The sequence below is a fragment of the Paenibacillus sp. EKM211P genome, assembly GCF_011066175.1.
In the GTDB taxonomy this organism is placed as follows: domain Bacteria; phylum Bacillota; class Bacilli; order Paenibacillales; family Paenibacillaceae; genus Paenibacillus; species Paenibacillus polymyxa.
Map to the genome: position 1 here is coordinate 454,020 of NZ_JAAMNS010000002.1, position 26,405 is coordinate 480,424.

The 26,405-nt window shown below is 42.7% G+C and carries 21 protein-coding genes; 13 read left to right on the top strand and 8 right to left on the bottom strand.

The annotated features are described in order from the left end of the window. Positions 1-731 precede the first annotated feature (731 nt). From G9G57_RS05080 to G9G57_RS05105, 6 genes are all read left to right on the top strand, one after another. A complete protein-coding gene (locus G9G57_RS05080) occupies positions 732-3,782 on the top strand; it encodes a DNA/RNA non-specific endonuclease (protein WP_238799256.1) in 3,051 nt (1,016 codons plus the stop codon). An 11-nt stretch (positions 3,783-3,793) separates the two neighbouring features. Beyond that, on the top strand, positions 3,794-4,264 hold the full coding sequence (locus G9G57_RS05085) for a DUF600 domain-containing protein (RefSeq protein ID WP_164964591.1): 471 nt from the start codon (positions 3,794-3,796) through the stop codon (positions 4,262-4,264). A 920-nt stretch (positions 4,265-5,184) separates the two neighbouring features. Beyond that, the gene (locus G9G57_RS05090) at positions 5,185-5,976 is read left to right on the top strand and encodes a hypothetical protein (protein ID WP_164964592.1); all 792 of its coding nucleotides are present in this window, start codon (positions 5,185-5,187) and stop codon (positions 5,974-5,976) included. Positions 5,977-6,216: 240 nt separating this feature from the next. Next, entirely contained in the window at positions 6,217-6,549 is a 333-nt protein-coding gene (locus G9G57_RS05095) for an Imm8 family immunity protein (RefSeq protein ID WP_164964593.1), read from the top strand. Positions 6,550-6,737: 188 nt separating this feature from the next. Further along, the gene (locus G9G57_RS05100) at positions 6,738-7,097 is read left to right on the top strand and encodes a putative zinc-binding protein (RefSeq protein WP_013311396.1); all 360 of its coding nucleotides are present in this window, start codon (positions 6,738-6,740) and stop codon (positions 7,095-7,097) included. A 596-nt stretch (positions 7,098-7,693) separates the two neighbouring features. Then, positions 7,694-9,121, top strand: coding sequence for a pyridoxal phosphate-dependent decarboxylase family protein (locus G9G57_RS05105; protein WP_164964594.1), 1,428 nt, complete (start codon positions 7,694-7,696; stop codon positions 9,119-9,121). Between the two features lie 301 nt (positions 9,122-9,422). Here G9G57_RS05105 and G9G57_RS05110 read toward each other — a convergent pair whose 3' ends face one another. The 3 genes from G9G57_RS05110 to G9G57_RS05120 form a co-directional block, all read right to left on the bottom strand. Further along, positions 9,423-9,947 carry a VOC family protein gene (locus G9G57_RS05110; RefSeq protein ID WP_040103148.1) on the bottom strand — a complete coding sequence of 175 codons (525 nt, stop codon included), beginning with the start codon at positions 9,945-9,947 and terminating at the stop codon, positions 9,423-9,425. 51 nt (positions 9,948-9,998) lie between these two features. Continuing rightward, a complete protein-coding gene (locus G9G57_RS05115; RefSeq protein ID WP_164964595.1) occupies positions 9,999-10,625 on the bottom strand; it encodes a type 1 glutamine amidotransferase family protein in 627 nt (208 codons plus the stop codon). 108 nt (positions 10,626-10,733) lie between these two features. Continuing rightward, positions 10,734-11,696, bottom strand: a complete 963-nt coding sequence (locus tag G9G57_RS05120; protein WP_164964596.1) for a helix-turn-helix transcriptional regulator — start codon at positions 11,694-11,696, stop codon at positions 10,734-10,736. 248 nt (positions 11,697-11,944) lie between these two features. On the opposite strand from G9G57_RS05120, the gene G9G57_RS05125 reads away from it, so the two are divergent. From G9G57_RS05125 to G9G57_RS05155, 7 genes are read left to right on the top strand one after another with little or no spacing between them, the layout of a single operon-like run. Next, a complete protein-coding gene (locus tag G9G57_RS05125; protein WP_164964597.1) occupies positions 11,945-13,447 on the top strand; it encodes a hypothetical protein in 1,503 nt (500 codons plus the stop codon). Positions 13,448-13,467: 20 nt separating this feature from the next. Next, positions 13,468-14,571, top strand: a complete 1,104-nt coding sequence (locus G9G57_RS05130) for a pentapeptide repeat-containing protein (protein ID WP_164964598.1) — start codon at positions 13,468-13,470, stop codon at positions 14,569-14,571. Between the two features lie 12 nt (positions 14,572-14,583). Then, positions 14,584-15,096: an imm11 family protein gene (locus G9G57_RS05135; RefSeq protein WP_025676071.1), complete on the top strand. Its 513-nt coding sequence runs from the start codon at positions 14,584-14,586 to the stop codon at positions 15,094-15,096. 12 nt (positions 15,097-15,108) lie between these two features. After that, complete coding sequence (locus tag G9G57_RS05140; protein WP_164964599.1) at positions 15,109-15,738, top strand: hypothetical protein; 630 nt, start codon at positions 15,109-15,111, stop codon at positions 15,736-15,738. Between the two features lie 31 nt (positions 15,739-15,769). Further along, on the top strand, positions 15,770-16,249 hold the full coding sequence (locus G9G57_RS05145) for a DUF4280 domain-containing protein (RefSeq protein ID WP_013372465.1): 480 nt from the start codon (positions 15,770-15,772) through the stop codon (positions 16,247-16,249). A 25-nt stretch (positions 16,250-16,274) separates the two neighbouring features. Next, the gene (locus G9G57_RS05150; RefSeq protein ID WP_164964600.1) at positions 16,275-19,244 is read left to right on the top strand and encodes a deaminase domain-containing protein; all 2,970 of its coding nucleotides are present in this window, start codon (positions 16,275-16,277) and stop codon (positions 19,242-19,244) included. 11 nt (positions 19,245-19,255) lie between these two features. Then, positions 19,256-19,657 (top strand): hypothetical protein, encoded by a 402-nt coding sequence (locus G9G57_RS05155; RefSeq protein ID WP_164964601.1) that lies wholly within the window; start codon positions 19,256-19,258, stop codon positions 19,655-19,657. Positions 19,658-20,325: 668 nt separating this feature from the next. On the opposite strand, the gene G9G57_RS05160 is transcribed toward G9G57_RS05155, so the two are convergent. From G9G57_RS05160 to G9G57_RS05180, 5 genes are all read right to left on the bottom strand, one after another. Continuing rightward, the gene (locus G9G57_RS05160; RefSeq protein ID WP_103042547.1) at positions 20,326-21,207 is read right to left on the bottom strand and encodes a carbohydrate ABC transporter permease; all 882 of its coding nucleotides are present in this window, start codon (positions 21,205-21,207) and stop codon (positions 20,326-20,328) included. A 56-nt stretch (positions 21,208-21,263) separates the two neighbouring features. Next, positions 21,264-22,145 carry a carbohydrate ABC transporter permease gene (locus G9G57_RS05165; protein ID WP_164964602.1) on the bottom strand — a complete coding sequence of 294 codons (882 nt, stop codon included), beginning with the start codon at positions 22,143-22,145 and terminating at the stop codon, positions 21,264-21,266. Positions 22,146-22,171: 26 nt separating this feature from the next. Next, positions 22,172-23,515 carry an extracellular solute-binding protein gene (locus G9G57_RS05170; RefSeq protein ID WP_013372489.1) on the bottom strand — a complete coding sequence of 448 codons (1,344 nt, stop codon included), beginning with the start codon at positions 23,513-23,515 and terminating at the stop codon, positions 22,172-22,174. 136 nt (positions 23,516-23,651) lie between these two features. Beyond that, positions 23,652-24,452: a response regulator gene (locus G9G57_RS05175; protein ID WP_064961950.1), complete on the bottom strand. Its 801-nt coding sequence runs from the start codon at positions 24,450-24,452 to the stop codon at positions 23,652-23,654. A 2-nt stretch (positions 24,453-24,454) separates the two neighbouring features. After that, positions 24,455-26,215, bottom strand: coding sequence for a cache domain-containing sensor histidine kinase (locus G9G57_RS05180; protein ID WP_164964603.1), 1,761 nt, complete (start codon positions 26,213-26,215; stop codon positions 24,455-24,457). Positions 26,216-26,405: the final 190 nt, after the last annotated feature.

The following is a 26,405-nucleotide window of genomic DNA, read 5'->3' on the forward strand; positions in this document are numbered from 1 at the left end:
TTGATTACACGCTGCAACCGTCGCGTAAATTTTATTCAACTCTAAATCCTTACGTTCAAACATTGTGCTTAAAAATAACTCAAGTAATACATTTGCATATCCTTGCATCCTAACTAAGATATATATTAATTGCCCATTTTCGAGTCTTTTCAATACATTCTCTTTATAATTGTTATATGGAGGTAGTTCGTTTATGGGTCTACAAGTATGCTGCTCTTTTTCGGTTTCAGCATGACTTCACTCATATAAGTCTGGTAAGTAATCTTCAATATTCCCACCAGTTAAAAGTACAAGTCCTCTTATCATTCTATCACTCCATTATTTTTAAATTTAGATCGTTTGGATAGGGCATCATTTTGATTTTAAGTATCTGATTAGGCAGCATGAAAAAGCATCGAAATGGCAAAGCATGTGGCCTAGCACCATATTTCCATATTAACTCATATTACACTTCCCTCTTATCCTCCTACTTCCAAAAATAAACATAGTAAATCCCCCAACCAATGGGTCATTCTGTAAACTAAATCCTTCTTTTAACCGATAAATACATATGCTGGGTTGTTTATTAAATATCACCTCTCGTCCCTTTAAAGCGTACAAACCTTGTAATACATATCTATTTTGACTCACTGTTGTACTCATCTGCAGCTTCGATAATTCAGAAGCAAATGCAAGATGACGTGCTTCACTTGGAAATACCCATCGCATCTAGAAAGGAGTCATGAACTCACTTGAGCGTATTATCAGATGGGATCGGATATGAAAGCCTACGCTTTTATGGTCCCTTTCAGCCACTACACATCGAGCAACTTCAAATAACACGCACCATTAATGATCATGCCTACTTACATATCAGTGGCATGCTCTCCGAAGAACAGGGAACCGCTTGTATTGGTCAAAATATGGAGCAAGAGCCCCTTGTGATTCGTCAGTTAAATGATCAGGGACAATCGCTAAGAAGGCTGTTTCATGGGATTGTTACACGTATGTCCATACACTGTGTGCGAGGCGTGTATACGTTTGAACTGGAGGCCGCTTCCCATTCATACCAGATGGATATTAAACGTAAAAGACGCTCCTATCAAGATATTCACCGCACCTATGATGATCTGGTCACAACACTGGTTCGAAAATATCAGTACGGAGATGCCATTGATACGGTAAGCCACTATGCCAAACTGGAGACATTTGTTTTACAATATGATGAGACCGATTGGACGTTTTTAAAACGCCTCGCTTCTCGCTTCGGCTCCATACTTGTGCCAGAGGTAACCGCAGCCTCACCCAAGGTTTTCTTCGGTATGCCTGAAGGCAAGCAGCATAAGGTGGAGCGGGATGTATTTTATCGAGTACGGAAAACGTTTCATGAGTTGGATGCGGAAAAGCCGGGAAAACGTGCTGGCTCGTATGTCACCTATATGATTGAAAGCCTGCAATACTATGCACTAGGCGACCTCATCACGTTACCTATCGGGCAAGGCAAAGAACTGGTCGTGGTTCGAGCCGTGACAACCTTAGCAGATGGCTTACTGCGCACTCGTTATGATCTTCAAGCCGAACAAGATATCCGCAATGCCCGGTATGAAAACAATCAGGCCACCGGAGTTTCGCTGACAGGAACGGTGCTCAAGGTACAGCAGGATTTTGTACAGCTTCAACTGGACATTGACCCGAAGCAAGATCCTGCCAAAGCGTGCTGGTTTCCCATCTCCACCCGTTATGTCGCGGAAGAACATAGTGGCTGGTACGATATGCCTGAGATCGGGGAACAGGTGGAATTGTATCTGCCCACCCACCGCGAACAGGATGCCTATGTAACGGATTCGCTCCGACAACAACGCCACGCAAATGGAAAGCCGAATGTGAAGGTATGGCAACATGTGCAAGGTAGCGGCGTCGAAATGTCTGAGCATGATCTGACCCTATCCACCTCCGGTGAATTTTCCATTACACTGCATGAAGGTAACGGCATTACGATTGACAGTCCGGGGAATGTGCAAATTCAGGGTGGTCACGTGAAGCTTGATGCTGGACAGGAACTTTCACTTGAAGCTGGAACGGCGCTGTATCTAAAAGGCGGAGCCAGCAGCATAGTGCTGGATGGTGAGACGGATACCAAAGCTCCAGTGATTTATCAGGAAGGTACGGTGAAGGCACCTGTTTTCGTAGCTGACCTCCCTCCTGTGCCTGAGCCACCATTAATGAGCATCAAAGCATACGAGGCGGCGCAAGCTCCATCAGCAGCTAAGACATCATCCAGCAGCGCAGCTTCTGCACCTACTGCAAAGATTACGACTCCGGCGGCACAAAAACAGGCTGATGCTCTATTGGGTACAGTATCAAAACTGTTAGGCTCCATCCCAGTGATGGGAAAAGTGGCTGGCGTTGTTGCGGGAGCTTTAGGTGGACCTGCGGTGGGTGTGATTCTGAGAGCAACCGCAGCAATCCCTGTTCGGAGCAAAGGAACCCCTTCCGTTGGAGGCAGTAGCAAGAGGAGCGAAGTTCACCCATTAAAACACTTGGCTGGTTTGGCTATGCAAGGGTTGATTAGTCTACACGAGCATGAGAAAGCTAAACAAGCCTATTATAGCAAATGGATTTTGGGGAAAGTGTTTACGAGTGCACGTCATATAGCACATTCCGGTGGCCCATTAGAGCTGGTTCAAAACCTGCTGAAAGAGTCTAATGCCATGGTTCATGCGTATCAGCAGGTTCCCGTAGATCTTAGACAACGCTGGCGAGCCAATTATGACAGCTATATGGCTCAACAAGCAAAGCCAAAGCAAGAAGAGGAATCTCAGTCATGGTGGGAACGAGCATTAGAGAAGCAAGGTGAGGCTGAATTACTGAACGCACAACTACAGTTAGAAGGAGCCCGGATTAGCAGTGAAATGGCATGGGATGCTACTCAAGGAGCATACCAAGCTGGTTTAAGAAGTGTATCACATGGTAAACATCATATTGACTACAACCCAAAACACCCGATTGCAGGTAAAACAGGTGAAGTGATAGGAGATGTATTCAGCACTATAGCCGGGGTTGGAGAGATGATGATTGGTACTGGGGGAGAGGTTGGTGGCTTTCTCCTTGACGGAACGGTCGTATTGTCTCCGGCTGGTGTGTTGGTGAACGTTGCATCTGCTGGTTTTATATATCATGGAGGTGTGATGTCCTATCATGGGGCGTCAAATGCAGGAGGAGATTCTGCTGAGCTTTGGAAAATGATTAAGGAAAAAAATAAGCAAGGTTCAACACCTCCTAAGCCGAGCAAACCTAAGGAGAAACCGCCCAAAACTGAGAGACCTGATAAACCTAATTCTCAAAAACCAGACGGGACCATTGATAAACCATTTGACGAAAATGGTAGCTTGAAACCCAATATTAAATATAAAGCTGGCGAATATGATTATTCATACGAAACTGATGGATTAGGAAGGTTAAATAAGTTTGAGACTGATAATTTACAATTAACAAAAAGAGAGAGCAGACTTGACCATAATCCCAAGACACCTGGTAAAAAGGACGGGGATCATGCAGGTCATCTAGCTGGAGATAGATTCGGAGGTTCGCCAGAGCTAGACAATTTAGTTTCTCAGTCTAGAAAGGTAAACTTAAGTCAATATAAAAAAATTGAAAACCAATGGGCCAAGGCGTTAAAAGACGGTAAAGAGGTGAAAGTTAAAGTAGATATCGAATATGAAGGAGATAGTTTGAGACCTTCTAAATTTAATGTACAATATGAGATAGATGGAAAATTCACAGAGAGAAGTATCCTAAACTAGGAGAGATTTATATGACCAAAATATTTGAAGATTTTTTTAGCGAGCTACAAGCTGATATGGTTTCCATTTGTTTGGAATATGTTAATGATAGAGCAGATAAAATATATATTTATTGCTCATATGAAGAGGGAATGATTTCTAGCGACTTTTTTTATCGTATAAATAACAAAGTTGTTGAGAGACATAAACTTAATGATGCATTAAGTAGTGCAGAAAAAGACGTTTTTGTATATGACGTATCTGTAGAAAGACAACGTGGAGTTATAAAAATAATAAACAATGATATTGAGGAAATTTTTCATTTATGCAAAAAACACGGACGTGAGATGCCTACAGAAATGAAAATAATTTATGATGTTAAATTAAACAAGTTAACAGCTAATTACAACTATGAATTAGTACACACTAATCATCCGGTTAAAACTGCAGATGATATTTCAATGGAATGGTTTGAACAAATTCAAGCAGAAAAAAGTTATTAAAGTAAATTTAAATGCTTACCAACAAACTTAACACTAACTGATTCAAGCACTCGATAAACTTACAAAAGCTCATTCCAACTTGTTTTATTAGTATACATGGATTTCCATTCCAAAAAAACAATAACTTTCCATCCCTCCCCATCAGAGTTTACATACACAGACTCAAACGGCTAAGGGAGGGAAATTCACTAAGAACAGTGTTTATTTATCAATAATAATCTAGATGAAAATCAAACCAGGTATATCACTAAAAAAATCTAGAGCTACTGAATTATCCTTATTTAGAAGAAGATATTTTTAAAGATAGCGGATATAAAACGTAACTTTTTCCTGTTTATTATATGATAAAAGTAAAATCAGAGTATCCTAAATAACATTTTTGAATTAAGTCGAACGAGTCGATTATGGTCAGATACTACCATGATTGACTTGTTCTTTTTACTTTCCTCTTGGCCCTAATGCCGTTTGGTAGTATGAACAAGCTGGTGAGAACATTAGAGGATTGAGGATAAAGGTGAACGACGAGAGATCCCCAAGCCCTATACAATTGATAGCGGTGATATTGTATGTAAATGCGGGGGGAAGTTATCTTTCCTAGAGGATTGCTACGTAGCATTAATGATTGTTACTGAAAGTAAGCCTAAAATAACATTAACATTTAATATTGAGGAGACAGTTCCTTTTGATTTCATGAATAGCAGTAGCATAGAGCAAGCAAATTTAAAAAAAGTAGAGTCTAAACACATGAAATCTCTTGGGAAGTTGTTTGATTTCAACTTTTTCCAAGAGTATTTTGGATCTGGGAGAAGAGCTATTAAGAGTGAGTAGTTCAAATGTTAAATAGAAGAACCATATAATGGTTTATTCTGAAACAATGAGGAGGATGAGCCTTTTAATCTAATCCTGAAAGGAAGAAATCTGTGGTCGGAAAAATTATACAACTAATAACAAATGCTACTTTAAATAAAGATGATAGTGTTATAGTAGCTGCTCTAAAGTTATTAAAGAATGATTGCAATTTAGAAGAATTAGAGGGTGACTATTTTGCTCAACTTGTTAGTATGATTCCTCTGGTTAAAGAACAGAGTACAAAGGCACTTTTAATCGAAACAATCGTCGAATCTCCAGAATTCGTTAGCGACAATACGATACTGGACGAATATGTGAAACTTATATCAGAAGGTGCGACTAACGTTAAGGAAGCTGCAAGATGTTTAGGTGCATTTACCGCCTCTGGCTCTACAAACAATCAGATATTCTTACAATTGGCCAATAAATTAAATAATAAATTTGCCGTTGAAATACTAGTTTCAATGGGACGCTCTAATTGGGGAGAAATCCCTCATTACCTAGAATCATTTGCTCAAGAGGTTCAAAATGCACAAAGGATAAGATATCGTTCAGGAATAATTGCAGCCTTTTTATTAATTGTTCATCCTCTGTGTTCAGAATACGCTCATGTCAGTTCGTTATCTTTTGGATATCCATTTACTGAAGCGGCTATGAATGATTGGACATGGGTAAGCCCAAAAAATACAGAAAATATAGTACAAAAGAAAATAGTAACCTCAAAAGAAGCTGACGTATTGGTGAAATTAGGGAGATTATTGCGATATAATAAGGATTTGAATTCAAACGAAATTGCAAAGCTCTACACCGATTTTTTTGAAGATAAGAACCCATTTGATGTTATTTACACTCTACCAAAATAAAAACATAGCGCCAAAGAAGTCACTGCGAGAGTTGTTTTGTTTTGTATAGAACACGCTCCTATCTTTCCCCTAAAACAATGACTTGAGATCCCTCCACATCTTAACGTGTTTGACTTACAAGAGAAAGTGTTCGAAGAATACAGTGCTGGTAAAGCATAGGCACCAAAGCAGATAAGTAATGTTCATATTGATATTGAAGAATAGGAGAATAGGAGAATAGGAGAATAGGAGAATAATTAAATGCTTATAATAAAGGCTTTAACAAAGATGTATGAGGATTGGGGTGAAGATATAGACGATTTCTATATTACTTATAATGTAGATATCGGACCCAGTGAAATAAATGGAGCATCAGACATGTTTTCATTTGAACTAATAAGTCCTAAAAGGTTAGATAGAATGGCAGATCAAGGTGATATTATTATCGGGCATGGTCATTTTATAGCAAAGGACTTTAATGAAAATACACTTGAAGCAACATTAAACCGTATCATTAATAAATGCACAGATGATGATATTAATAAGGCATACAAAAACCTATCTACATATTTTCGTTGGGAGATGGATGAATAATTAGAGATCTAGCTGATTTACATACACACAGTTAGCCCTATAGCAGATTTTACAAAAATAATGTCGTGATCACGATCACGGTTTAGACTGTAAATTTAAGTTAAAATATAAACAATTTTAAATTTATTTCAGCTGAAACCAAAGATACCGTGATCGATCACAAAGAAAAAACAAGGAAGTGTACAAAGATGAAAAGAACTGATTTACCTCTTGTCTATTCTTGTTCTGGATGTTCCTCCGCAGCACAAACCGCTAACATGATCGCTATACAAATGGATCGAGAAAAAGTCGCTGAAATGTCCTGTATAGCTGGTGTTGGTGGCGATGTCAAACCCCTTGTCAGAACAGCAAAATCGGGACGTGACATCATTGCAATTGACGGCTGTCCCTTGTCCTGTTGCAAGAGTTGCTTAGCAAGGCATGAAGTTCAACCCAAACACCATTTCCTGCTGTCTGACTTTGACGTACCCAAGATCATAGGAGAAGATCCTAACCCTGATCATTATAGGAATGCTTACACACAAATCTTAGAACAAATTGGACAATAATTCTTAGTCAAGATTAAGGTCTGTATCGAAAGATGGCTCTTATTATGTAACAATATCATAAATAGTTTTTACTGGTGGCTCCTAACACATCTTTAAGGGCCACCAGTATTTTTTTACTCCCAGTTTAATCATTGGATATAAAAATCCTTAAGAATTTGGAGCACTAATTGGAGTCATTTTTCAAATTTTCAAGCAGCTCATTTGCAACATCTGGCAAAGCGTTTTCAAACACTTTTCTTACAAGTACTATACATTCTTTTTTTAATACTTTTCAGATAACTAAGGTTCCCCCTCCTATATCAAGCTCCCCCGCCTCCTTGCTGCCTTGTAAAATTACGTCGTTACCATCCAATCAACACAGCAACTATGTATCTGCCTGCTTACCAGGTTTGAGTCGGAGTACTATATCGGTTCCCAACATCACGTTTCCAGCATTTGCACTGAACGGCGATTTTACAGCCATCTTTGCCCTTGAAAATTACTTTACGTATAGCGAAGTGCCTAAAAATAAACGTAATGATGAAATCGGTAAATATCACAAAATGACAACAGATGTTATATTATACTTTGGTTGAAGTTAAACAAAGGAGATGCTTATGATGAATCAAGAACCAAATCAGCAATTAGGTGAGATTATTGAGGAGTTCATACATTCATACATGGCAGAAAACAATAACATTCGATCTCAAAAAGTAATCAACATTGCAGATGAGGATACAATAGCTCATTTAAGGGAAATTGGCTTTCCCAAAAAAGGAAGACCCGTAAAAGAGGTTGTCGATGAAATGAGGAAAAACGTCTATCCTCATCAAGCCTTCATGCAACACCCTCGTTTTTTCGCAATGGTTCCTAGCCCCGTGTCTGTTTACTCTTGGTTAGGAGATATCATGACCTGTGCTTATAATACCCACGCCGGAAGCTGGATGCAGAGTTCGAGCGCAAGCCTTTTAGAGGGAGAAGTGATCCGGTGGATGTGTGACCAAGCAGGATATCCAGATACTGCCGGGGGTTTATTTCTGTCGGGCGGATCGCTGTCAAATTTGACCGCGTTAGCGGCTGCCCGCAATGCAAGGCTATCCGAGCAGGAATATGCCATTGGAACTGCTTATGTTTCAGATCAAACTCATTCATCGGTCGCCAAAGGGCTACGCATCCTCGGATTCCGTAGTGATCAAATCAGGAAGGTTCCAAGTGATAAAAATTTTCGTATGGATGTTTCAGCCTTAGAGAAAAAAATAATGGATGATCAGGCGGCTGGCATGAAACCTTTTGCGGTCATTGCCACGGCAGGCACAACCAATACAGGAAGCATTGACCCGCTAAACAAAATTGCTGACCTATGTGAAAAACATAGTATTTGGTTACACGTGGATGGAGCTTACGGTGCGTCGATTTTGGCTTCTTCGAAATATAAGTCTCTTTTGAGCGGGATATCGCGTTCAGATAGTATCACCTGGGATGCACACAAATGGCTAATGCAGACCTATTCCTGTAGCGTGGTTTTAGCCAAAGATAAGCAGCAACTCAAAAACTGCTTCAGCACACGCCCAGAATATTTGAAGGATGCCGAGACTGATGAAGAACATATTAATTATTGGGATTTGGGTCCAGAGTTAACCCGGCCTGCTCGAAGTTTGAAACTATGGGTGACACTGCAAGCTTTGGGGACTGATGCTGTCGGTGAAGCCATAGAGCATGGAGTTCAACTCGCAGAATGGGCTGAAGATGAAATCAAAAAACATAATCATTGGGAAATTGTATGCCCCGCGCAATTAGCGATTGTTAATTTTCGATATGCACCACCTGGGCTATCCGACCAGGAATTAGATTCACTCAATAAAAGGATCTCCCAAGAAATGGTGACGAACGGGTACGCCACAGTGCTTACGACACAACTCAATGGAAAAACGGTTCTCAGAATCTGCGCAATTCACCCGGACACTAGGGAAGATGAGATAAGAAATACAGTTCAGCTTTTATCGAATATAGCAAGATCATTGAATGAGAAAAAAGTTTTTTTGTGATGTTCAATTGTGAAAATGAAGTGCTACACTTTCTGTAAATAGATAAAAATGCTCAGCATTACGAAAATAAGAGGGGCACGCCGCCCCTCTTTACTGTCTTCCCATACATCTTCCAAATTATTTGCCATTGTGCAATGCAGTAACAATGAACATCACTCAATTCTAAAACGTACGCACTCCACGACCTAATGTGATGATAATGATGCCATATTTTCCGCCAACTATTTGGCATCCGAATTTCTATTACATCATTTCAGCAGATAGTCACTTTTAATACATTTTACCAAAAAACTGATCGCATCTATTTTTCACTAAAGCTTTTGGCCCATTCAGCAACCCTACGACTGCTTTCTTCTTCTGACAAATCCTCGATCCTGGTCATAATAGACCATCTTACTCCACAGGGATCCAATATACTTGCGAATCGATCACCTGAAACAAAGTTTGTAACGGGTTCCCTTACTTTCGCTCCTCTTGCTACCGCATTTTCAATGACCTGATCCACATTCATTACGTAAATTCCGAAAGAATAACACGCATTTCCTTCATCTGGCGGCAAGACCAATTGATATGTCGGATTCGCTGCTCCCAGTTGCAAAAAACCATTTCCAAAATCTAATTCCGCATGAACAATGATTTTATTGCCATTCTCATCAGGAAATTCAGTAATATCCTTAACCCTCGCATTGAAAACCGCTTTATAAAACTCTATTGCTTCGGAAGGATTCTTCACGGTAATAAACGGGGTAATAGATGTAAAGCCGTTGGGTACTCCCTTCTTTGTATATTTACCTGACACTCCCACATATTCTCTGCTTTCAGTCATTTTAACTCCTCCTTTAAATGATCGTAACAGTTCAGTTTTATGCTTATACCTTCATTGGATGGAATCCATCAATTCATAGTAATGTTTGGAAGCACGTGTCTTATTAAGACTATACCAGGCTTCTAATGTTTTAGAAGAAAACACACCCAGAGCTTTCAACACGTGTACGGAGAATTCCAACGGAGCCATTCCAGATGCAGTGATTAGTTTTCCATCCGTTACAGCAGACTCCATTTTGTAATACTTTTCGCCCGTATAGGTGGGACAGATCATTTTAAGGTATCCCAGATCATTGCTTGTATGCGAACGTAAATTCAGCAGTCCTGCCTGGGCAAGTCCCATGGTAGCACCACAAATCGCTGCAACCCATATACCTTCTTCTAAACACCTCTCAGCGCTTTTTAAGATCGGTTGGTGAATGGTTTCTGTCCATGTATTTCCACCGGGTAAAATCAATAAATCCGTGCTTTCAATACTGCACTCATCCAGTTTGATGTCAGGCAGGATTTTCAATCCACCCATGGTAGTGACAGGAGTCTTCTCCATTCCCACGGTAACTATTTTGGATGGGACCAGCCCCTTTTTATAATATCTCCCCGAGTTCAGTTCGGCAGTTAAGTAACCGACCTCCCAGTCTGCCATAGTGTCAAATACATAAAGATATACCGTACTATTCATTCACAGGTTCTCCTTATTTTATAATTTATCAAGTGATACCAACCTCGGTAACCCGTGATTATCCCCATTATAAAAAAGCTTCACTGACATCTGCTGTCAGTGAAGCTTTTAGCGCTGATAATATTCTACTAACTCCGACGCAACAGCAACTAGTTTTTCCTTCAAGCTCTGTGGTTCGATGACTTGAATGGATTTCCCATAGGGTAGGAGTAAATAAGGGACATATGTATGAAGTGATTTTTCCTCAAGCAAAAAGATGGCTTGGTTAGCGGTTCGTTCTTTCAGATGATGCCCCAAAAACCAATGCAGACATAAGTCATCCAATGCCTCTGACTTGCCTTCGATCATTAAAGAAATTAAACCGTCCTTGCCCACTAAATTAGGTAACAGATTTTGCATAAAAAATTCACGAGCCGAAAAAGCCTCAGGACGCTTAAATAGGCTTGGAGTGCGTTTGATCTGTAAAATCCGTTCTGCCCGAAAGCTACGGATCTCATTTCTTAGGTGACAAAATGCAACAGTATACCATTTGTTGTTCCAGTAAACCATTCCATAGGGGTCTATCACTCTATTCTTGGGTTGTTCTTCATGGCTCGTGCGATAATCCATTTCGACAGAGAATTGGTTGGCTACAGCCTGCTCCAATTCTGCCAATATCGGCTGAAGAGAAGGATCTCCTATGCGATTTATCACTTCAAATCCGGCTAAATGACGGCTAAGTATACTTTCTTGCTCTTGATTCGAATACATTTTCAATTTTGAGGTCGCACTGCTTAATGCCTCACTTAAAGGAGATCCAGCTTCTTTTGCAAAAACAGCAGCATGAAGGAGTGCCTTTTTTTCCTCCATATCAAATAGTAAGGGTGCTCTAATAAAATTATTCAGCAAGCTATACCCGCCATGATGACCCGTGTCGGATATTATTGGTACTCCACTGGCACATAGAGCGTCAATATACCGATAAACTGTCCTTATATTTATTTCTAACTTTTCGGATATTTGTTTTGCCGTCATTTTTACACCCGAATTCAGCATCCATAGAATGGCCAGCATATTATCGTTTTTTGGCATAACCTAAACCCTCCTCTCTCATTAAAAGCTGATCTTTTATAGATAACTCTTTGTACTCTTCTTACCACCTATTATATGCTTTTTTCCATCTTATACTTCCCTCTCATATCTTCTAATTCCAGATTTACACATAGTAAATACCATAATGAATGGGTCATTCTGTAAACTAACTCTCTCTTTTAACCGATAAATACATATGCTGGATTTATAATTCCTCTTTTTAAACACAACTACAGAAGGAGACACCTATGGAAAATATCGTGACATACGGTCATATCGAAATCATGCCTTATGAGTTCGTCCGCCTTCATGAACTTAAAATCTTGAAAACAGTCAATGACCATGCCCGAATGATCTGTACAGGCATCATCTCAGAGAAAAAGCGAGAGCTGTATGTACGTGCTTCGGATGAAGAAACCCAGGTCAAAGCTTTTGTTACGGACAAAAATGGCAATCGGCAGCCTCTTTTTCGAGGCATTGCCTTGGATGTGGAGGAAAAAGTCGTTCACGGGGTCCATTACCTAACCGTCGAAGCCATCTCTCATACCTACGAGTTAGATATTAAACGCCATCAACGCTCTTTCCAAAATCCCAAGCTCACCTATACGGGTTTGATTGAAAGTATTGTATCGGACTACTCCAAAGCAGAAGCGATGGATGTTGTGTCCCATAAGAAGCCCATTGGTACCTTTATCATGCAATATGATGAAACCGATTGGCAATTTCTGAAACGGATGGCTTCCCACTTCTACTCTCCGCTCATTCCTGCAGTGGGCTATGGAGTGCCAAAGTTTTATTTTGGCCTACCTATGGGACTCAGTAAAGGAGAAATTAAATCTACGAATTATAAAGTCACCAAACGGGTCGCGGAGTTTCAAACCGCCTCAGAGAACCATATCCCTGGCGTGCGTGATGCGGATTTTATCCAATATGAGGTCGAGACGGAGAAATTGCTGGAGCCTGGCTACGAAGTGACCTTTCAAGGTCATAAGCTGATCGTAGCTGAAGTGCTAACAGAGATGAAGGACGGAGTACTGACCCATACCGCCAAGCTGTCACCACGAAGCGGCTTACGTCCGATTAAAGACTACAATCGCTCCATTATCGGCGCTTCTATTCAAGGCAAGGTACTGAGCGTTCGTCGGGACAAAGTACGTGCCCAGCTCGATATGGACGATCAGCAAGATCCAAACACGGATTACTGGTTTCCCTACTCTACCATTTATGCCTCTGCGGATAACACGGGCTGGTATTGTATGCCTGAGGAGGGGGACAGCATCCGCATCTATTTCCCCAGTTATAAGGAAGAAGAAGGGTACGCGATCAGCTCGGTTAAAAGAGAACCACAACCTTCCGGGGGAAAATCTACTGCTGCTTCTGGACATGGCCCAGCCTCTGTTTCGTCTGCTGGATCAAAGTCTTCTTCGGCACTGTCTGCGGCAGCTCCTGCGCCAGATCGAATGGCTGATCCTGCCATTAAGACGCTGCGAACCAAATACGGCAAAGAAATCATGCTCGCCCCAGATCAAATCGTTATTTCTGGCAATGGCATGTCCATTGTCATTAACGATAAAACAGGCATTGATATTGTAAGCGGAAAAAATGTGAGTATTAGCGCGGCTTCGGATATTGTTATGAGTTCCGGTAACATCCAGCTTTCCGCCGGAAAAATTGAGCTGTCTGGTAAAGGCAACACGATCACGTTGGATGACAAAACCACCTTCTCTGGCACGGAAATTAAGATGAACTAACGGAAGGTGAGAACTAGCAGATGAATAAACAAGCGGCATTACACCATTTTAAAGAGCATCATTTTACACCTTTGCTGGACATTCAGTTGGACAGGCTGGAAGCCATATTTCACCGCTACCAAGCTCAATTGATCTCCGACTTCAAAGAATCGTTCAGGGATTTGTGTATACACATTTTGAACATGCAGCAACAAGGTCAAAAAGAACCCATTGGATATATTCACTATTCGTTCTTACGCACTCAGATGCTGGAGCAATCCTACCTGTATATGGTCGAAGCTTATTCTGCTGAATGGTACGAAGATGATTCCGATTGCAAGTTAACCTATGACGCATCATGGGCTTATGGACCGATGAGTACCATGTTGGAAGCCTTGGAGCAGGAACGAAAAATATATATGGGGACAATCACTTCAGTGGACGTTGAACGATTGATGTTGGAATCCGCTCCTTTGTTTCACCAGTTTGTGAACTCCCTCCTGCGCTTAGGCATGGCAGAAGTGGTTCAAATGCCTGAGTATCTCGCTATTCATAAAGCTGATCGTGTAGTCATCCGAACGGGCGAATACAAGGATATCAGCGAGAATCTATACGTCGAAGATCAGGAAGCACTTCTTGCAGATCATGTGAGAGAGCAATTGATTCACTCCAGTGAAGAAGAACCCTTTGTTTACGAAAATCTAAAGCGGCTCTCTCTTCCCCATCTTCAGCTGATGCAAAAAGATTTGCGTTATAACGATTTTAGCCTTAGTGACTTACGGGAAAGCCAGTTCCATACCTGTATATTAATCGGGAGCAGCTGGCAAGGAGCAAATATAGAAGGAGCTAGCTTTCAGGGATGCTTACTGACCGACGCGGATTTTAGATATAGCGATTTGAGAGATGCTAACTTCAGTAATGCCAGCGGACAACCTTATCGAGAACATGGAGTTCGGGTGCCAGGTCTATGTGGCCTTCATTTTGAACATGCCATCCTGGATGGGGCAGATTTTACGGATGTACATTCGTTTGAACATGCGTATTTTGAGGGGGCTTCGATGCAAGGAACCCTCGTCCCGCAAAAGTACTACCAGCATTGGAAACTAAGCGAAGCACAGCTTCAATCTATTGTGTGGACGGAGTAAGGAGGAATGTGTATGCGCCATTATTATGTGCTGGTCGATGATCATCGTATATCCCGAAACATTGAACCGATGAATTTAAATCTTTTTAAAACGCCATTTGTTGGCATGCCTCCGGCTCAGGTTTTAGATGTTCATGCGACAGAAGATGCGGAGTATACGGACTGGCTACCATTTTTAACCTCACAACCGCTATTTTCCGATCCTATGAAACGGATTCTAGAATTATACAATACACAAGCTCGTTTTAAGCAGGTGTATATCGTGAACCGGGAACCTAGCCGTCAGGAATTATATTGGATTTGTTCCGTCCCCTCTGTGGATGGCATTTCAGAGCAGACTGAATTTTATGCGCACGACCAAACTCTAAAACGACTTGTTCTAGATAGCCATAAGGTGAATGGACACCATTTTTTCCGATTGTCCAATGTGAGGGAACCTTATTTCATCGTTAGCTTAGAGGCTGCTGAAAGCTTGCTTCGGCGGAGTTTGAGTGGTTTTCGGCTACAGAAGCTAGAACTCTTATAAGGAGGTTCAATCTTGACGGAGCATTGGGATGAATTTTTTTTAAAACTGCATCATCAGCAAATATTGAAAGAGCAATTAAGTACAGCGGAAAACGATGAAAGCTGGATGATGATATCTATTGAAGAAGCGATAGAGGGAATTTTAAAAGGCTCACTAACGCTGACGAATGATCAGGAAATTCGGTTTCAAACCCTTCCTGTCTTTGAAAATCAAGTCACCATTTCCCTGCCTGACTCTCTTGCTCCAGAAGTTCGAACTGGACAGACAGTAGATCCATCGAGAAGCTTCGTCGTTCAGGACAAGCTGGGCGGAATCCTGTTCGGTCTGCACCAAAGCGGGCAAGAACTGGACCCTACGCAAATAGAAGTCTATCAACAACAGATGATTGAGCAAACCAGTCGCGCACAACCAAGTATGAAGCTTGTAGATGAAAAGATTCTTTCTATTCAAGATACCATCATTGGCTGCTATGAAGCTATTTTTCTAGTTTCCCCCTCTCCCTATTATCAGATTGTCTTTGTGCGTTCCTGGCGTGGCAAGGCTATGATCGGGAGTTGCCAATTTAAGCTGGAGGATGGTCCCCTCTGGGTTCCGTTAACCTATGCCATGCTGCATACTGCGACATGGTCGGAGCTTTCTTGAATCTATACCTTTTATCCAAGGAGGTACTTATATGTTTTTACCTATACTTATTAAAGCTTTGGCCCAAGGTGCACTCAGCGGAGAACATTCCTATGTGGTGAGAGGAGCCAAGCTACAGTGCAGTCAAGGTACAGACCCTGGTGTGCTTAATATGATGTACAGCCATGGTGTCTTCATTAAAGATAAACCCGTTCTGAACGTGGACGATGCCATTTGTGGAGCCAATATTAGCAAAATCAATGCTTTTGGTCTGTGTAAATTGAAGCATGGTCTTCCTTGCGAACCTGAGATTGCGTTTGGGTCCAAGTGGACCGGTGGGAAAGAAGACGTATTGATCGAGGGGGCACCCGCCCTACTCAACAATTCGACCTTAATGTGTAGCTGCCAAGATGTTCTGACTAATACGTTCAATTTCATGATAGACCCCAGTGATGATGGTACCCTCTCTTCTGCGATAGGACCTAGTGGTGGGGGCATCATCTCGATCATCGATGACGGGCAAGACAGTTGACTTTATCAAGCAAGGAGATTCAGGAATGAACATCGTAGCAAAAGACCGTTTTACCTATCAGCATCTACATGTTACCTGGCCCTATGGCAAGCTGCGTCTTCGTAATGTCCATATGAGTCACGAGCTCGGAGAACATGCCAGACTGAAGATCACGGGCGTCTTGGAAGGCAACCGGGCAGACACGATCATTGCCAAAGCGAGCAGCGACGACGCAGTTGAGCTATGGTATTCCGATGCCAAAGATCAGAAGCATCCATTATTCATAGGACAACTATACTGCGTAGATGTGGAGCACACGCACCAGGAAATCGTGGTAACTCTCGACGTCATTTCTCACAGCTTCAAATTGGATACGCAGCTCAAAAATCGTTCCTTTCAACATATCAATCAAAAATTTGTGGAGATTGTAGATGCAGTGCTGGCCGATTATAAAGGTTCAGATAAGATTGATGAAGCTTTTGAGAAAAAAGCGACAGGCCAGTTTATCATGCAGTATCAGGAGACGGATTGGACTTTTTTAAAACGGTTGGCTTCACATGTGGGAGCCCTGCTCGTCCCCAATATCGTTTCACACCATGCACAAATTTGGATCGGAATCCCGCAAGCCAGGCAGCATATTCATTTGAAAGAGGTTCCTTTTTCGTTACAACGCAAGATTGCTCCCTATCTGGATCAGGAGGCGAACGGCTGGAGATCTGCCAACATCGGAGATTACACCCGTTATACCTTTGAGTGGGATCAAATGCTGCAATTAGGAGATGAAGTTGAACGCAATCACGAAACTTACGTCATCACCAAACGTGAGGGTCAATTGATTCGTGGCTTGATGACTTGGTCGTATGAATGCGCCCTGACTGGGGGCTTGAAGGTCCCCAAAATCTATAATCGAACAATCATTGGCGCGGCTATTGAAGGAAAAATACTGGAGGTCAGCCGGAATCAGGTTCGATTGCATTTGGATATGGACGATCAGCAGAATCCTAAGGATGCCCAGTGGTTTCCCTATTCTGCAGAAGGGAATCAGGTGTGGTATCTGATTCCGGAAAAGGGTGCGCAGGTGAAGTTGTATTTTCCAAGCGCTGACGAGGACGATGCGATGGTTATACAATCGGTCCGAACGAAACCATCTAGTGTTGCTGTCCCTTCATCTCACGCAGCTCAAGGTACCGTGATCGAATCACCAGCAGAACGCCACCAGCGTAAAACTTCTGATCCCGGAATCAAATCCTTTGCAAATCCCCAAGGAAAAGAAATTTCCTTAGGGAACTCCGAGCTGGTGATGAGTGCACAGGAAGGATCACTATACATCTCCATGAATACCCATAACGGTGTCAGCCTGAACAGCACCCAACGTGTACAAATTCAAGCCGCAGGTAGTCTTAGTCTTTCGGCAGGTAGCATTCTTCTGCAAGGAACCAACGGCTTACATTTGAATACAACAACGGATACGCTTGATTTGGAGCAGGAAGTTAACAGCGTGAGTTCGGAAATCCAGCTTAAAGCTTCCCTCCATCAATATTACCCAGAACCGATCTTGTCTGACTTTGAGAAGCAAGTCGCTGAAAAGGGAATTCAGGGCGTAATGGGAGCACGCGCCAAGGAAAACGTAGGCGCCACCCTCAAGGGAGAATGGGATGCGGGTTTGGAGTTTGCAAAAGGCATGTGGAATTCGTTTGTCGACATAGCGGATCTTGTAACAGTTCCTCTTGCTTTTCGTTTTATCTTGCCAGAAGGAATCTTGAGACGTAATGAAACTTTCGAAGGTATTCAGCATGGCTTAGAACTGGGCGCTGAGAAAGGTATCAAGTATGTGGAAGTTGTTAAAAATTCGTCCAGTGTAGGACAGGGATTTAAAGACGTTGGGAAAGAAGTAAAAAAAGATGCTAACTTTATATGGGACGGCATCACAGAACCTTTCGTAAAAAAATTAGATAACTTCTTCCCCAACCCCTATACCGATACCAAACAGGAAAGTTATGATGCAGGATATGATAGTATAAAAGCCGCGGAACGTGCAGCAGACATTTATACAGTTCTTAAAGGCGGCGCAAAGTTATTTAAAAATCTTGGAAAGCTGGGTAAAGAAGAAGTCTCCTTATCTAAAGGGGCCAAGGAAACTGGAGAAAAGAATACTGGAAAAGGTGGCGCGCCGGGATTATTCGGAGATACAGCAAAAGCTGAATCTGCCCTTGCCAAGGCTGGAGATGGAAAATTCAAAACGAATGCCATTCGTTTCCCTAATAATTTTGAATCCTTAGGTAGTTACTTGCAAAGTGTAGCTAGAAAGATGAATATTCGTATTACTAAAAGGTCACCCATCTTCGCAACTGTTGGAGATCATTATCGGTTTCATGATTCTGGTCATGATATCCCACATTCTAAAGGTTCTGGTGCAAAAATTTCGCCTGAGAGACAAAAACAGATTGATGCGTTAGAATCAGGAGAGTACACGGGTAAGAGTTCTAAAAGGTTAGGCGAAAAGAGATTACCTAATGAGGTAATCAATAGGTTATATGAAAAAACTCAAAATATAAGAAATGATCTTAACGAAGAAATAGAAATAATAAGAAATTCGAACGAATACAAAAGTCTCTCAAAAACCCAGAGAGATAAACTTGATAGGAAACTGAGAAAATTAAGTAGCGGAAATGTAGCAGTAGCAGATACGAGCATTCCCGGTATTAAAAAAGATTTTCAAGCACACAGTCAGATTCATTCCTCTGAAAGTGTGGGGAGTAATATTGGAGATTTTAGTTATACCAAAGCAGAGAAAACATTCGAGACCTATGTTGATGATGAGTTTCCACGACTCAATGACACAGAGGCTAAGATTCTTGAAGATATTGCTTCCCAGATAAAAGACCCTAATGTCAAGGGTCAAGTAGATTTATTTACAGAACTAGATGCCTGCCAAAGTTGTACAAACTTAATTATGGAATTCAGACGGAAGTTTCCAAATATTCAGTTAAATGTTTATTCTAAAAATATGAAATGAGGACTGATAATATGAACTTGACAAGTTATGAATCAATAAAGAATTCTGTAGTGCTAGACTTCGAAGAATATATTGAAGAAGGTTTAAGTGTAGCACAGGTTTCGGCGAAAACTCTGGAAGAAGATTGGACATTTGTAAACAGTAGTCTGTTCACTAAAACATTATATTTTGTTTCTATTGCGATAGAAAGCCTGAAACACAACGAAATTGCTGATTTTATATATTTAAAACTGGATTATTTTCTGAAAAATACCAAATTTGAGGAGAATGTAGATAACAATGACGTTGAACAACTGTTACAAGATATTCAAATTTGTAAAAAGCTGATTGATAAAAAAGAGTATAAAGTCAGGGAAACAAGTGATTCTACTAAAGCAAGAGTAAAATACATCTTAGACTTAAAAGTTGATTAACATTAGGTTGGTACTCTTATTTTGGGAACCTACTGCCGAAATATCATTAAACCAATAGCTCTTATAACCCATGTAAAAACTCTATAAAGATTTCTTCAATTGATTGTATGCACATTAAATGTTTGAATTTCATCATCCAAATAAACATCGAACAGGTTAATTATGGTCAGACACTACCATTATTGACCTGTTCTAAACTATAACCTATTTCCTAATAATTAAATTTATGATGTAACCCTAAAGTTTTCTTAGTAAAGAATATATTTTAAAAGATAGGTCAACTTCTCACTACATAAAGCAACGAATCACCTTTCTCTCCATAAGAGTTACCATATAACAAACTCAACTCATGAAGGGGAAAATTCATATAATCCTTATGTTACAGAAGCTTTCGAAGTAACTGGAAATGACTTATTAAAAAGGGGACACATTGATCAATTTCATTTGATACCCAGTAATACTTAATAAATTCTTAAAGGCTTATTCCACTTAATATTATTAGGAGGAATAAGCCTTTATTTTGTTCAAGATCAGCAACTAATAACTAGCCCTCCAACCGCCACAAACTAAACTCACAAAAAAATGCCCCCTAGCATTCACCGGACAAACCAAGAGGCTTGTTCCAATGTCTACACTAGGGGGCGCTCTTCTAATCAGGGGAATTTGCTTTACCCTTTAACCGACCCGGCTGCGATTCCTTCCACAATCCGGTCACTCATAATGAGGAACACGAGCAAAATGGGCAAAATGCTGATCATCAACGTGGCTCCGATCGCTCCCCAATCGGTCGTATATTGTCCGATAAAGTTCTGAACGCCGACGGTCAGTGTTTTATTTTCGTCGGAGCTGATGAACGTATTCACGAAAATAAACTCATTCCAGTTGTAGATCATATTAATAATAGACGTCGTTGCCATGACGGGGGTGGTCATGGGCAGCACAATCCGGAAGAACATCCGGTTGACGGAGCAGCCGTCCATAACGGCCGCTTCTTCCACTTCACGGGGCAGGGCGTAATAAAATCCCAGCAAGATCATCATCGTTGTTGGCAGATTAAAAGCGACATACGACAGGATGATGGATACTGAAGTATCTGTTAGATGCAGTTTGAGAAACATACTGAACAACGGGATCAAGGTGGAATGGACCGGAATCATGAGTCCGACCATAAAGAGCCCGAGGACCAGTTGGCTTCCTTTCCAACGCATCCGTGTAATGGCAAACGTTACAAAACTGGCGAGCAGCACGGTCAGCGCCACGGATATAACCGTAATCCATACACTATTGAAGAAATACCGCCCGATATTGCCACTGGTCCACACATTCATATAGTTTTCCCAATGCGGCTGAGACGGGAACGCGAACGGTGGAAGGTTAAACACTTCCTGATTATTTTTAAGCGAGAAAAGCATCAGCCATACCAATGGTAAAAGCTGCGTCACCGCCAAGATGATCAACAGTATATACAAAGCGGCATAACCGACCCGAGTTAACAGTTTGCCGCGGGTAGCGACTCCAAGCGGATAGTTGGCGGCTGCCTGGGTTTTCATATCCGTTCCTCCCTCTTCCTGTCCTTTGTTACCCATGATCTAATTTCATGAATGTCCTATGAATACTGGATGGTATCACTAGTAGCGGTCACCTTACGAATCACCCACGTAGCAATCAGGCAGATGAGCAGCAGGGCAAAGGCTGTAGCGCTGCCATATCCGAAATCGAAGCTGCGGAACGCCTGGTGGTACATGTACGAAGCCATCACTTCACTGGCTCCGTTTGGCCCACCGTCCGTCATGACGTAGATCAGGTCAAAATATTTGAGCGAGCCGACAATGGACAATATGATCGTCACGTTAATTACCTCGCGCAGCAGAGGCAATTTGATACGAGTCGCAATCTGCCAGGCACTGGCTCCGTCGATCCGTGCAGCTTCCATCAGCGTTTCGGGAATGTTTTTCAGCCCGGCATAATAGATCAGGATATAAAAGCCTGCATATTGCCAAATAATCGGAATGAATAAGGCAAGCAGCACCAGAGACGGATTAGCCAACCACTCGGGCGGATTGTGAACTCCGACCGATGCCAGCAGAGAATTCAGCACTCCGTTGGTCGGGTGATACATTTTGAGCCACAATTGAGCGATTGCTACAGAGGACAGCAGCATGGGAATTAAATAAATTTTCCGCAGCAGATTCGCTCCCTTGATTTTTCCTGACAGAATCATCGCAACGACCAGATAACCGATCAGACTGATGCCTGAAAACAAGGCCAGCAGCAGCGAATGCCAAGCACTTTGCCAGAATGCCGCGTCTGTGAACAAATGTTGATAGTTATCCAGCCCTACGAAAGTCATAGGGCCGATTCCATTCCACTGATTCAGGCCGTAATAGCCGGTCAGTACGATGGGCACATAAATCACGGCAAATAACAGCAGCAGGGAAGGCAACACATAGAGAGCAATGACGAGCTTATTGGACATGACCTTTTCCACGGTCAGACCTCCTTAGGTGGTCAATTTCAATTTCCTTTCTCGATGGCAGCCTTATGCTGGTCGGCAAATTGTTGCGGTGTCACCGCTTTACCAAACAACGCCTGAATCATATTCAAATGTACCTGCGCTGCATTCGGCTTCATTTGTACATCAGCGAACAATGTAATGTTGCTGGCTTGGTTCAGCCCATTCAGGAGATCGACATACAGCTTGGGCAATTTTTCTTTGGAGGTGTCCACTTTCGTCGCTGGAATAACGCCCGCCTGTGTGACCGATTGCTCTCCCCATTTTTCTACGAAGTATTCCACGAACGCTTTGGCTTCTTCTTTTACTTTGGAATTTTCCGAAACGAACAAACCTACTCCCGGACCTCCTACCCAACTGTTCTCGTTGCCCTTGCCGCCTGCAACCATCGGGAATTTAAAGAAGCCGACTTGATCTTTAAACGCTTGCGGGATTTCGGGATTAGTCGTAAAATTCGGCAACTCCCAAGTAGCCATCAAATACATCGCCGCTTTGTCGTTCATAAACTCGGATTTTCCTTCATCATTGGACAAGCCGTTAAATCCTTTGTTAAAGGCGTTCATATCCACCAGCGTCTGAATTTCGGAGGCCGCCTGAATTAAACCAGGGTCATCGAATGATCCTGAGCCGTCAATTGCTTTTTTCAGCGTTTCGCTACCTGCTATACGGTCTGCCAGATACATGTACCAAAGCGAACCCGTCCAGCGGTCTTTATTGCCCAATGCAATCGGTGCAACTCCATGATCTACAAGTGTTTTCACCACCTGCTTAAATTCATCAAATGTCGCAGGTACCTTCAAGTTGTATTTTTGGAATATGGCTTTATTGTAATAAATGGGTGTTATGTTCAATTCGATCGGAAGCGCATACGTTTTACCATCCAGCGCATAGGCATCGGTCGTTCCCGGTACGAATTTGTCCTTCAGCTTGGAACCTTGCAGCAGGTCATCCATCGGCGTAAATAATCCACCTTTAACGTAAGGCTCCATGAAACCGGCGGCCCAAGTGATGCCGATATCTGGCAATTCGTTGGAAGCTGACAGCACTTTGAGTTTGTTTTTGTATTGTTCATTTTCCAGCACTTCCTGCTGAATGACGACATTCGGATGATCCTTTTGGTATTGATCTATAATCTGAGTTACAAGCTTGCTTTGCTGTGCCGAGCTTCCCTCTGGCCATAAGTGCATCATTTTGAGAGTAACCTTGCCCCCAGCTCCACTGGAACCGCCTTGCCCATCCTTACCAACACCACAACCGGACAGCACTAGCATGAATGACAGCAGCAGGGTCAACCCAGCAACCCATTTTCGATGTGAGCGCTTACGAACTGAATACTCGTTGGACATCGTTAGACCTCCGTTATTGTAATTATATTTTTTGTAACCGTTATCATTTGTAAGTTTAGCACTCTATTTCTGCTTCCAACAGGGTACGCTCATTGGGTATAATTCCACTTTTATTGGGTTGTGAGCAGCCTATATGTCAGTCGATATTCTCTGGTCCTTTACGCATCTGCTGTCTATAGCGGCTGGGACTTACCCCCTCGGTCGCTTTGAATACTTTAATAAAATATTTATCTGTCCGGTAGCCTGAGCGCTCACCGATTTGGGCAATCGTCAACTGGGTATGCAGCAGCAGCTCCTTAGCCCGTTGTATCCGTATCCTGTGCAGATATTCGCTGAAGGACAAACCACTTTGCTCCTTAAATAAAACACTAAAATAGCTGGCATTCAGGTGTGAATGCGCTGCAGTCTGCGCCATCGTAATGGGTTCGTGAAGATGCTCTGCCATAAAGGTGAAGGCTCGCCGTACCGGATCGCTAAGCGTAGTCGCTTGGAGGTCAAGCTCTAGCAGAACAGGGTCAGCCAGCTTGTCCAGCTTCTTATACCGCTGCCGTTCCTCTTCCAGTTGAAGTGCTTCATTTACCGCATTCAGCAGCTCCTGCTTATCAATCGGCTTGAGCAAATAATTAACGGCTCCGAGACGAAGCGCCTGCTGGACATAATCAAACTCCGCATATCCCGAGATCACAATGATCGCCGGGCGATGTGAATCCCGTTCCAGAGAACGGATTAAGTCCAGCCCGCTGAATTCCGGCAACCGGACATCTGTAATCAGCAGATGCACCTTCTCCGCTTGCAGCATATGTAATGCCTCCAGGCCATTCCCCGATGTCATAATCCGGTATTTCCCGGCGGTCCACTGCTCCAGTGTCTGATGTATCCCCTGACGTGTTCTTTGTTCATCGTCCACAATAACAATGGTCTTGGATGAAAAACTCATTCCTACCGCCCCCCGTATTCATCAGGAATTTCAAAAGCGACCACCGTTCCTTCCTGCACAGCACTGTAGATCAGCACGCCGTCCGTTGGATAAGATGCACTGTCATAATAGAGAGCAAGCCTGCGCTGCACATTAACCAGTCCCATACCGGTTCCCTTGCTCTGACAGGCAGATCCCTCGATCAACGCTGTACGCACAGCTGCAAGTTCCTCCTGTGTCATTCCAGGTCCGTTATCTACAACCTCGATCCTAGTCCAACCCAACCTCGCCGAAGGAGTGATTCGAATTTCAACACGGCCATTGCCGATGCGATTTTCGACACCGTGTAAAATTGCATTTTCTAGAATGGGCTGGATCAGCAGCTTAGGAAGTGGAATTCTTGCTGCCCCTGGTGGCATATGAATTTGCCAGCTCAGACGTTCGCCCAGACGCATCTCCATCAGTTCCAGATAACGACGGGCTTGTGCTATTTCTTCCCCAAGTGTCACCCAAGAGTCATGGTGAGCCGGTTCGATCACATAACGAAACAGCCGCGACATGGACACCATCAGCCCGGCAAGCTCCTCCTCTCCTTTTTCTTGCAGCGACCAATTGAATGCATCTAGCGTATTAAAAAGAAAATGCGGGTTGATCTGCGCTTGCAGTGCTTTAAGCTCGGTCTGACTTTGTAAAGCCTCCTTCTCGCAAATGACATGGATCAATTCATTGATATCGACAATCATCGTGTTGTACTCTGCATTTAATTCCCGTAGTTCAACCGCTGCTGCCGGTTCTGGATTCAGGGCCAATGCCCCTTCCCGTGAACGACGCATGGCCTGAATCAATTGACCTATCGGTCTGGTAATCAATGTTGACAGCATAAAAGACATGAACAGGAACAATACGGCACCAAGAGACGCCGAAATAATAAGTGTCGTCCGTAAAACCGTAATTCCGTCTGTGACGACGCTAACCGGAATCAGAATCAGCAGTGACCAGCCGGTCCGTTCCGATTGCTGAACTGCCTTCACATACTCGCGCTCTCCAATATGAACCGTCTGTGTCTTGCTGTGCAATACATCTAACAAATTAGTCTGATTCATAGGCTCACCCGATAGCAGCTCGCCTCCACGATCTACAAGCAGCATGGTTTCATTTGCTTCTTCATTGGTCGCTGACGTACCATTTAGCCCAAAATAACTTCGGTCCATGCGGGTAATCAGATATCCTCCGCGTGAAAACCAGCGATCCACCAGGCTCACCTGCCGAATCGCCAGCAGCGACTGGGGGTTTTCAGGATCTATGCCGATCCAGACCAGCCTGCCTTTCATCTCATTTGCTTCCCGAATGTCCGCCTGTCCGATACGGTCCTCCAGACTGCCTTCTCTAATTGGAAACAACATCTTCCCTTCGGCGGTATACAGCTCCAGCGAGCCGACGCTCGGCATATAAGCCTGATAGCTATGCATCACTTGCAGTAGCGATTGACGCTGTCCGAAAGTCACCTTGCCTCCATTGCGCTCTTCCAGCAAAATATGCTGAACAGATGGATGATTCGCCACTTGTTCTGTCAGGCTGTCCATCTGGCCGATTAATGCATCCAGTCTGCCACTTGCTTGTACTGCGGTCTGACCAATATGCCGCTCGGCGCTGTCTTTTAACAGGTCAGAGACATTGAGGTAAATGAACGCCCCCGCCACACTCATCATAATGAGCATCACCAATATAAAGCCGATAAAAATCTGATTACGCAATGTGTTTAATGGTTGGAACCTTGAACGCATAAGCCTTCTCCCCCTGAATCATTGCAGAAAAGTTGATAATGATAGCGCTTTCTATTTTCTATTCTAGCGCATCGTTCCCCTTTGTTGGCATCTTTTTAGCAGAGATTAATGAAAACGACCAGCACTCTTTGGAATCACTACGTTTGATAATAACACGTAATAACGATGTATATTAAAAAAGCCTTAACAA

Excerpts from the sequence above, each read along its gene's own strand:
- G9G57_RS05085 (WP_164964591.1), top strand. The coding sequence starts at position 3,794 with ATGACCAAAATATTTGAAGATTTTTTTAGCGAGCTACAAGCTGATATG.
- G9G57_RS05095 (WP_164964593.1), top strand. The coding sequence starts at position 6,217 with ATGCTTATAATAAAGGCTTTAACAAAGATGTATGAGGATTGGGGTGAA.
- G9G57_RS05100 (WP_013311396.1), top strand. The coding sequence starts at position 6,738 with ATGAAAAGAACTGATTTACCTCTTGTCTATTCTTGTTCTGGATGTTCC.
- G9G57_RS05105 (WP_164964594.1), top strand. The coding sequence starts at position 7,694 with ATGATGAATCAAGAACCAAATCAGCAATTAGGTGAGATTATTGAGGAG.
- G9G57_RS05110 (WP_040103148.1), bottom strand. The coding sequence starts at position 9,947 with ATGACTGAAAGCAGAGAATATGTGGGAGTGTCAGGTAAATATACAAAG.
- G9G57_RS05115 (WP_164964595.1), bottom strand. The coding sequence starts at position 10,625 with ATGAATAGTACGGTATATCTTTATGTATTTGACACTATGGCAGACTGG.
- G9G57_RS05120 (WP_164964596.1), bottom strand. The coding sequence starts at position 11,696 with ATGCCAAAAAACGATAATATGCTGGCCATTCTATGGATGCTGAATTCG.
- G9G57_RS05125 (WP_164964597.1), top strand. The coding sequence starts at position 11,945 with ATGGAAAATATCGTGACATACGGTCATATCGAAATCATGCCTTATGAG.
- G9G57_RS05130 (WP_164964598.1), top strand. The coding sequence starts at position 13,468 with ATGAATAAACAAGCGGCATTACACCATTTTAAAGAGCATCATTTTACA.
- G9G57_RS05135 (WP_025676071.1), top strand. The coding sequence starts at position 14,584 with ATGCGCCATTATTATGTGCTGGTCGATGATCATCGTATATCCCGAAAC.
- G9G57_RS05145 (WP_013372465.1), top strand. The coding sequence starts at position 15,770 with ATGTTTTTACCTATACTTATTAAAGCTTTGGCCCAAGGTGCACTCAGC.
- G9G57_RS05150 (WP_164964600.1), top strand. The coding sequence starts at position 16,275 with ATGAACATCGTAGCAAAAGACCGTTTTACCTATCAGCATCTACATGTT.
- G9G57_RS05155 (WP_164964601.1), top strand. The coding sequence starts at position 19,256 with ATGAACTTGACAAGTTATGAATCAATAAAGAATTCTGTAGTGCTAGAC.
- G9G57_RS05160 (WP_103042547.1), bottom strand. The coding sequence starts at position 21,207 with ATGAAAACCCAGGCAGCCGCCAACTATCCGCTTGGAGTCGCTACCCGC.
- G9G57_RS05170 (WP_013372489.1), bottom strand. The coding sequence starts at position 23,515 with ATGTCCAACGAGTATTCAGTTCGTAAGCGCTCACATCGAAAATGGGTT.
- G9G57_RS05175 (WP_064961950.1), bottom strand. The coding sequence starts at position 24,452 with ATGAGTTTTTCATCCAAGACCATTGTTATTGTGGACGATGAACAAAGA.
- G9G57_RS05180 (WP_164964603.1), bottom strand. The coding sequence starts at position 26,215 with ATGCGTTCAAGGTTCCAACCATTAAACACATTGCGTAATCAGATTTTT.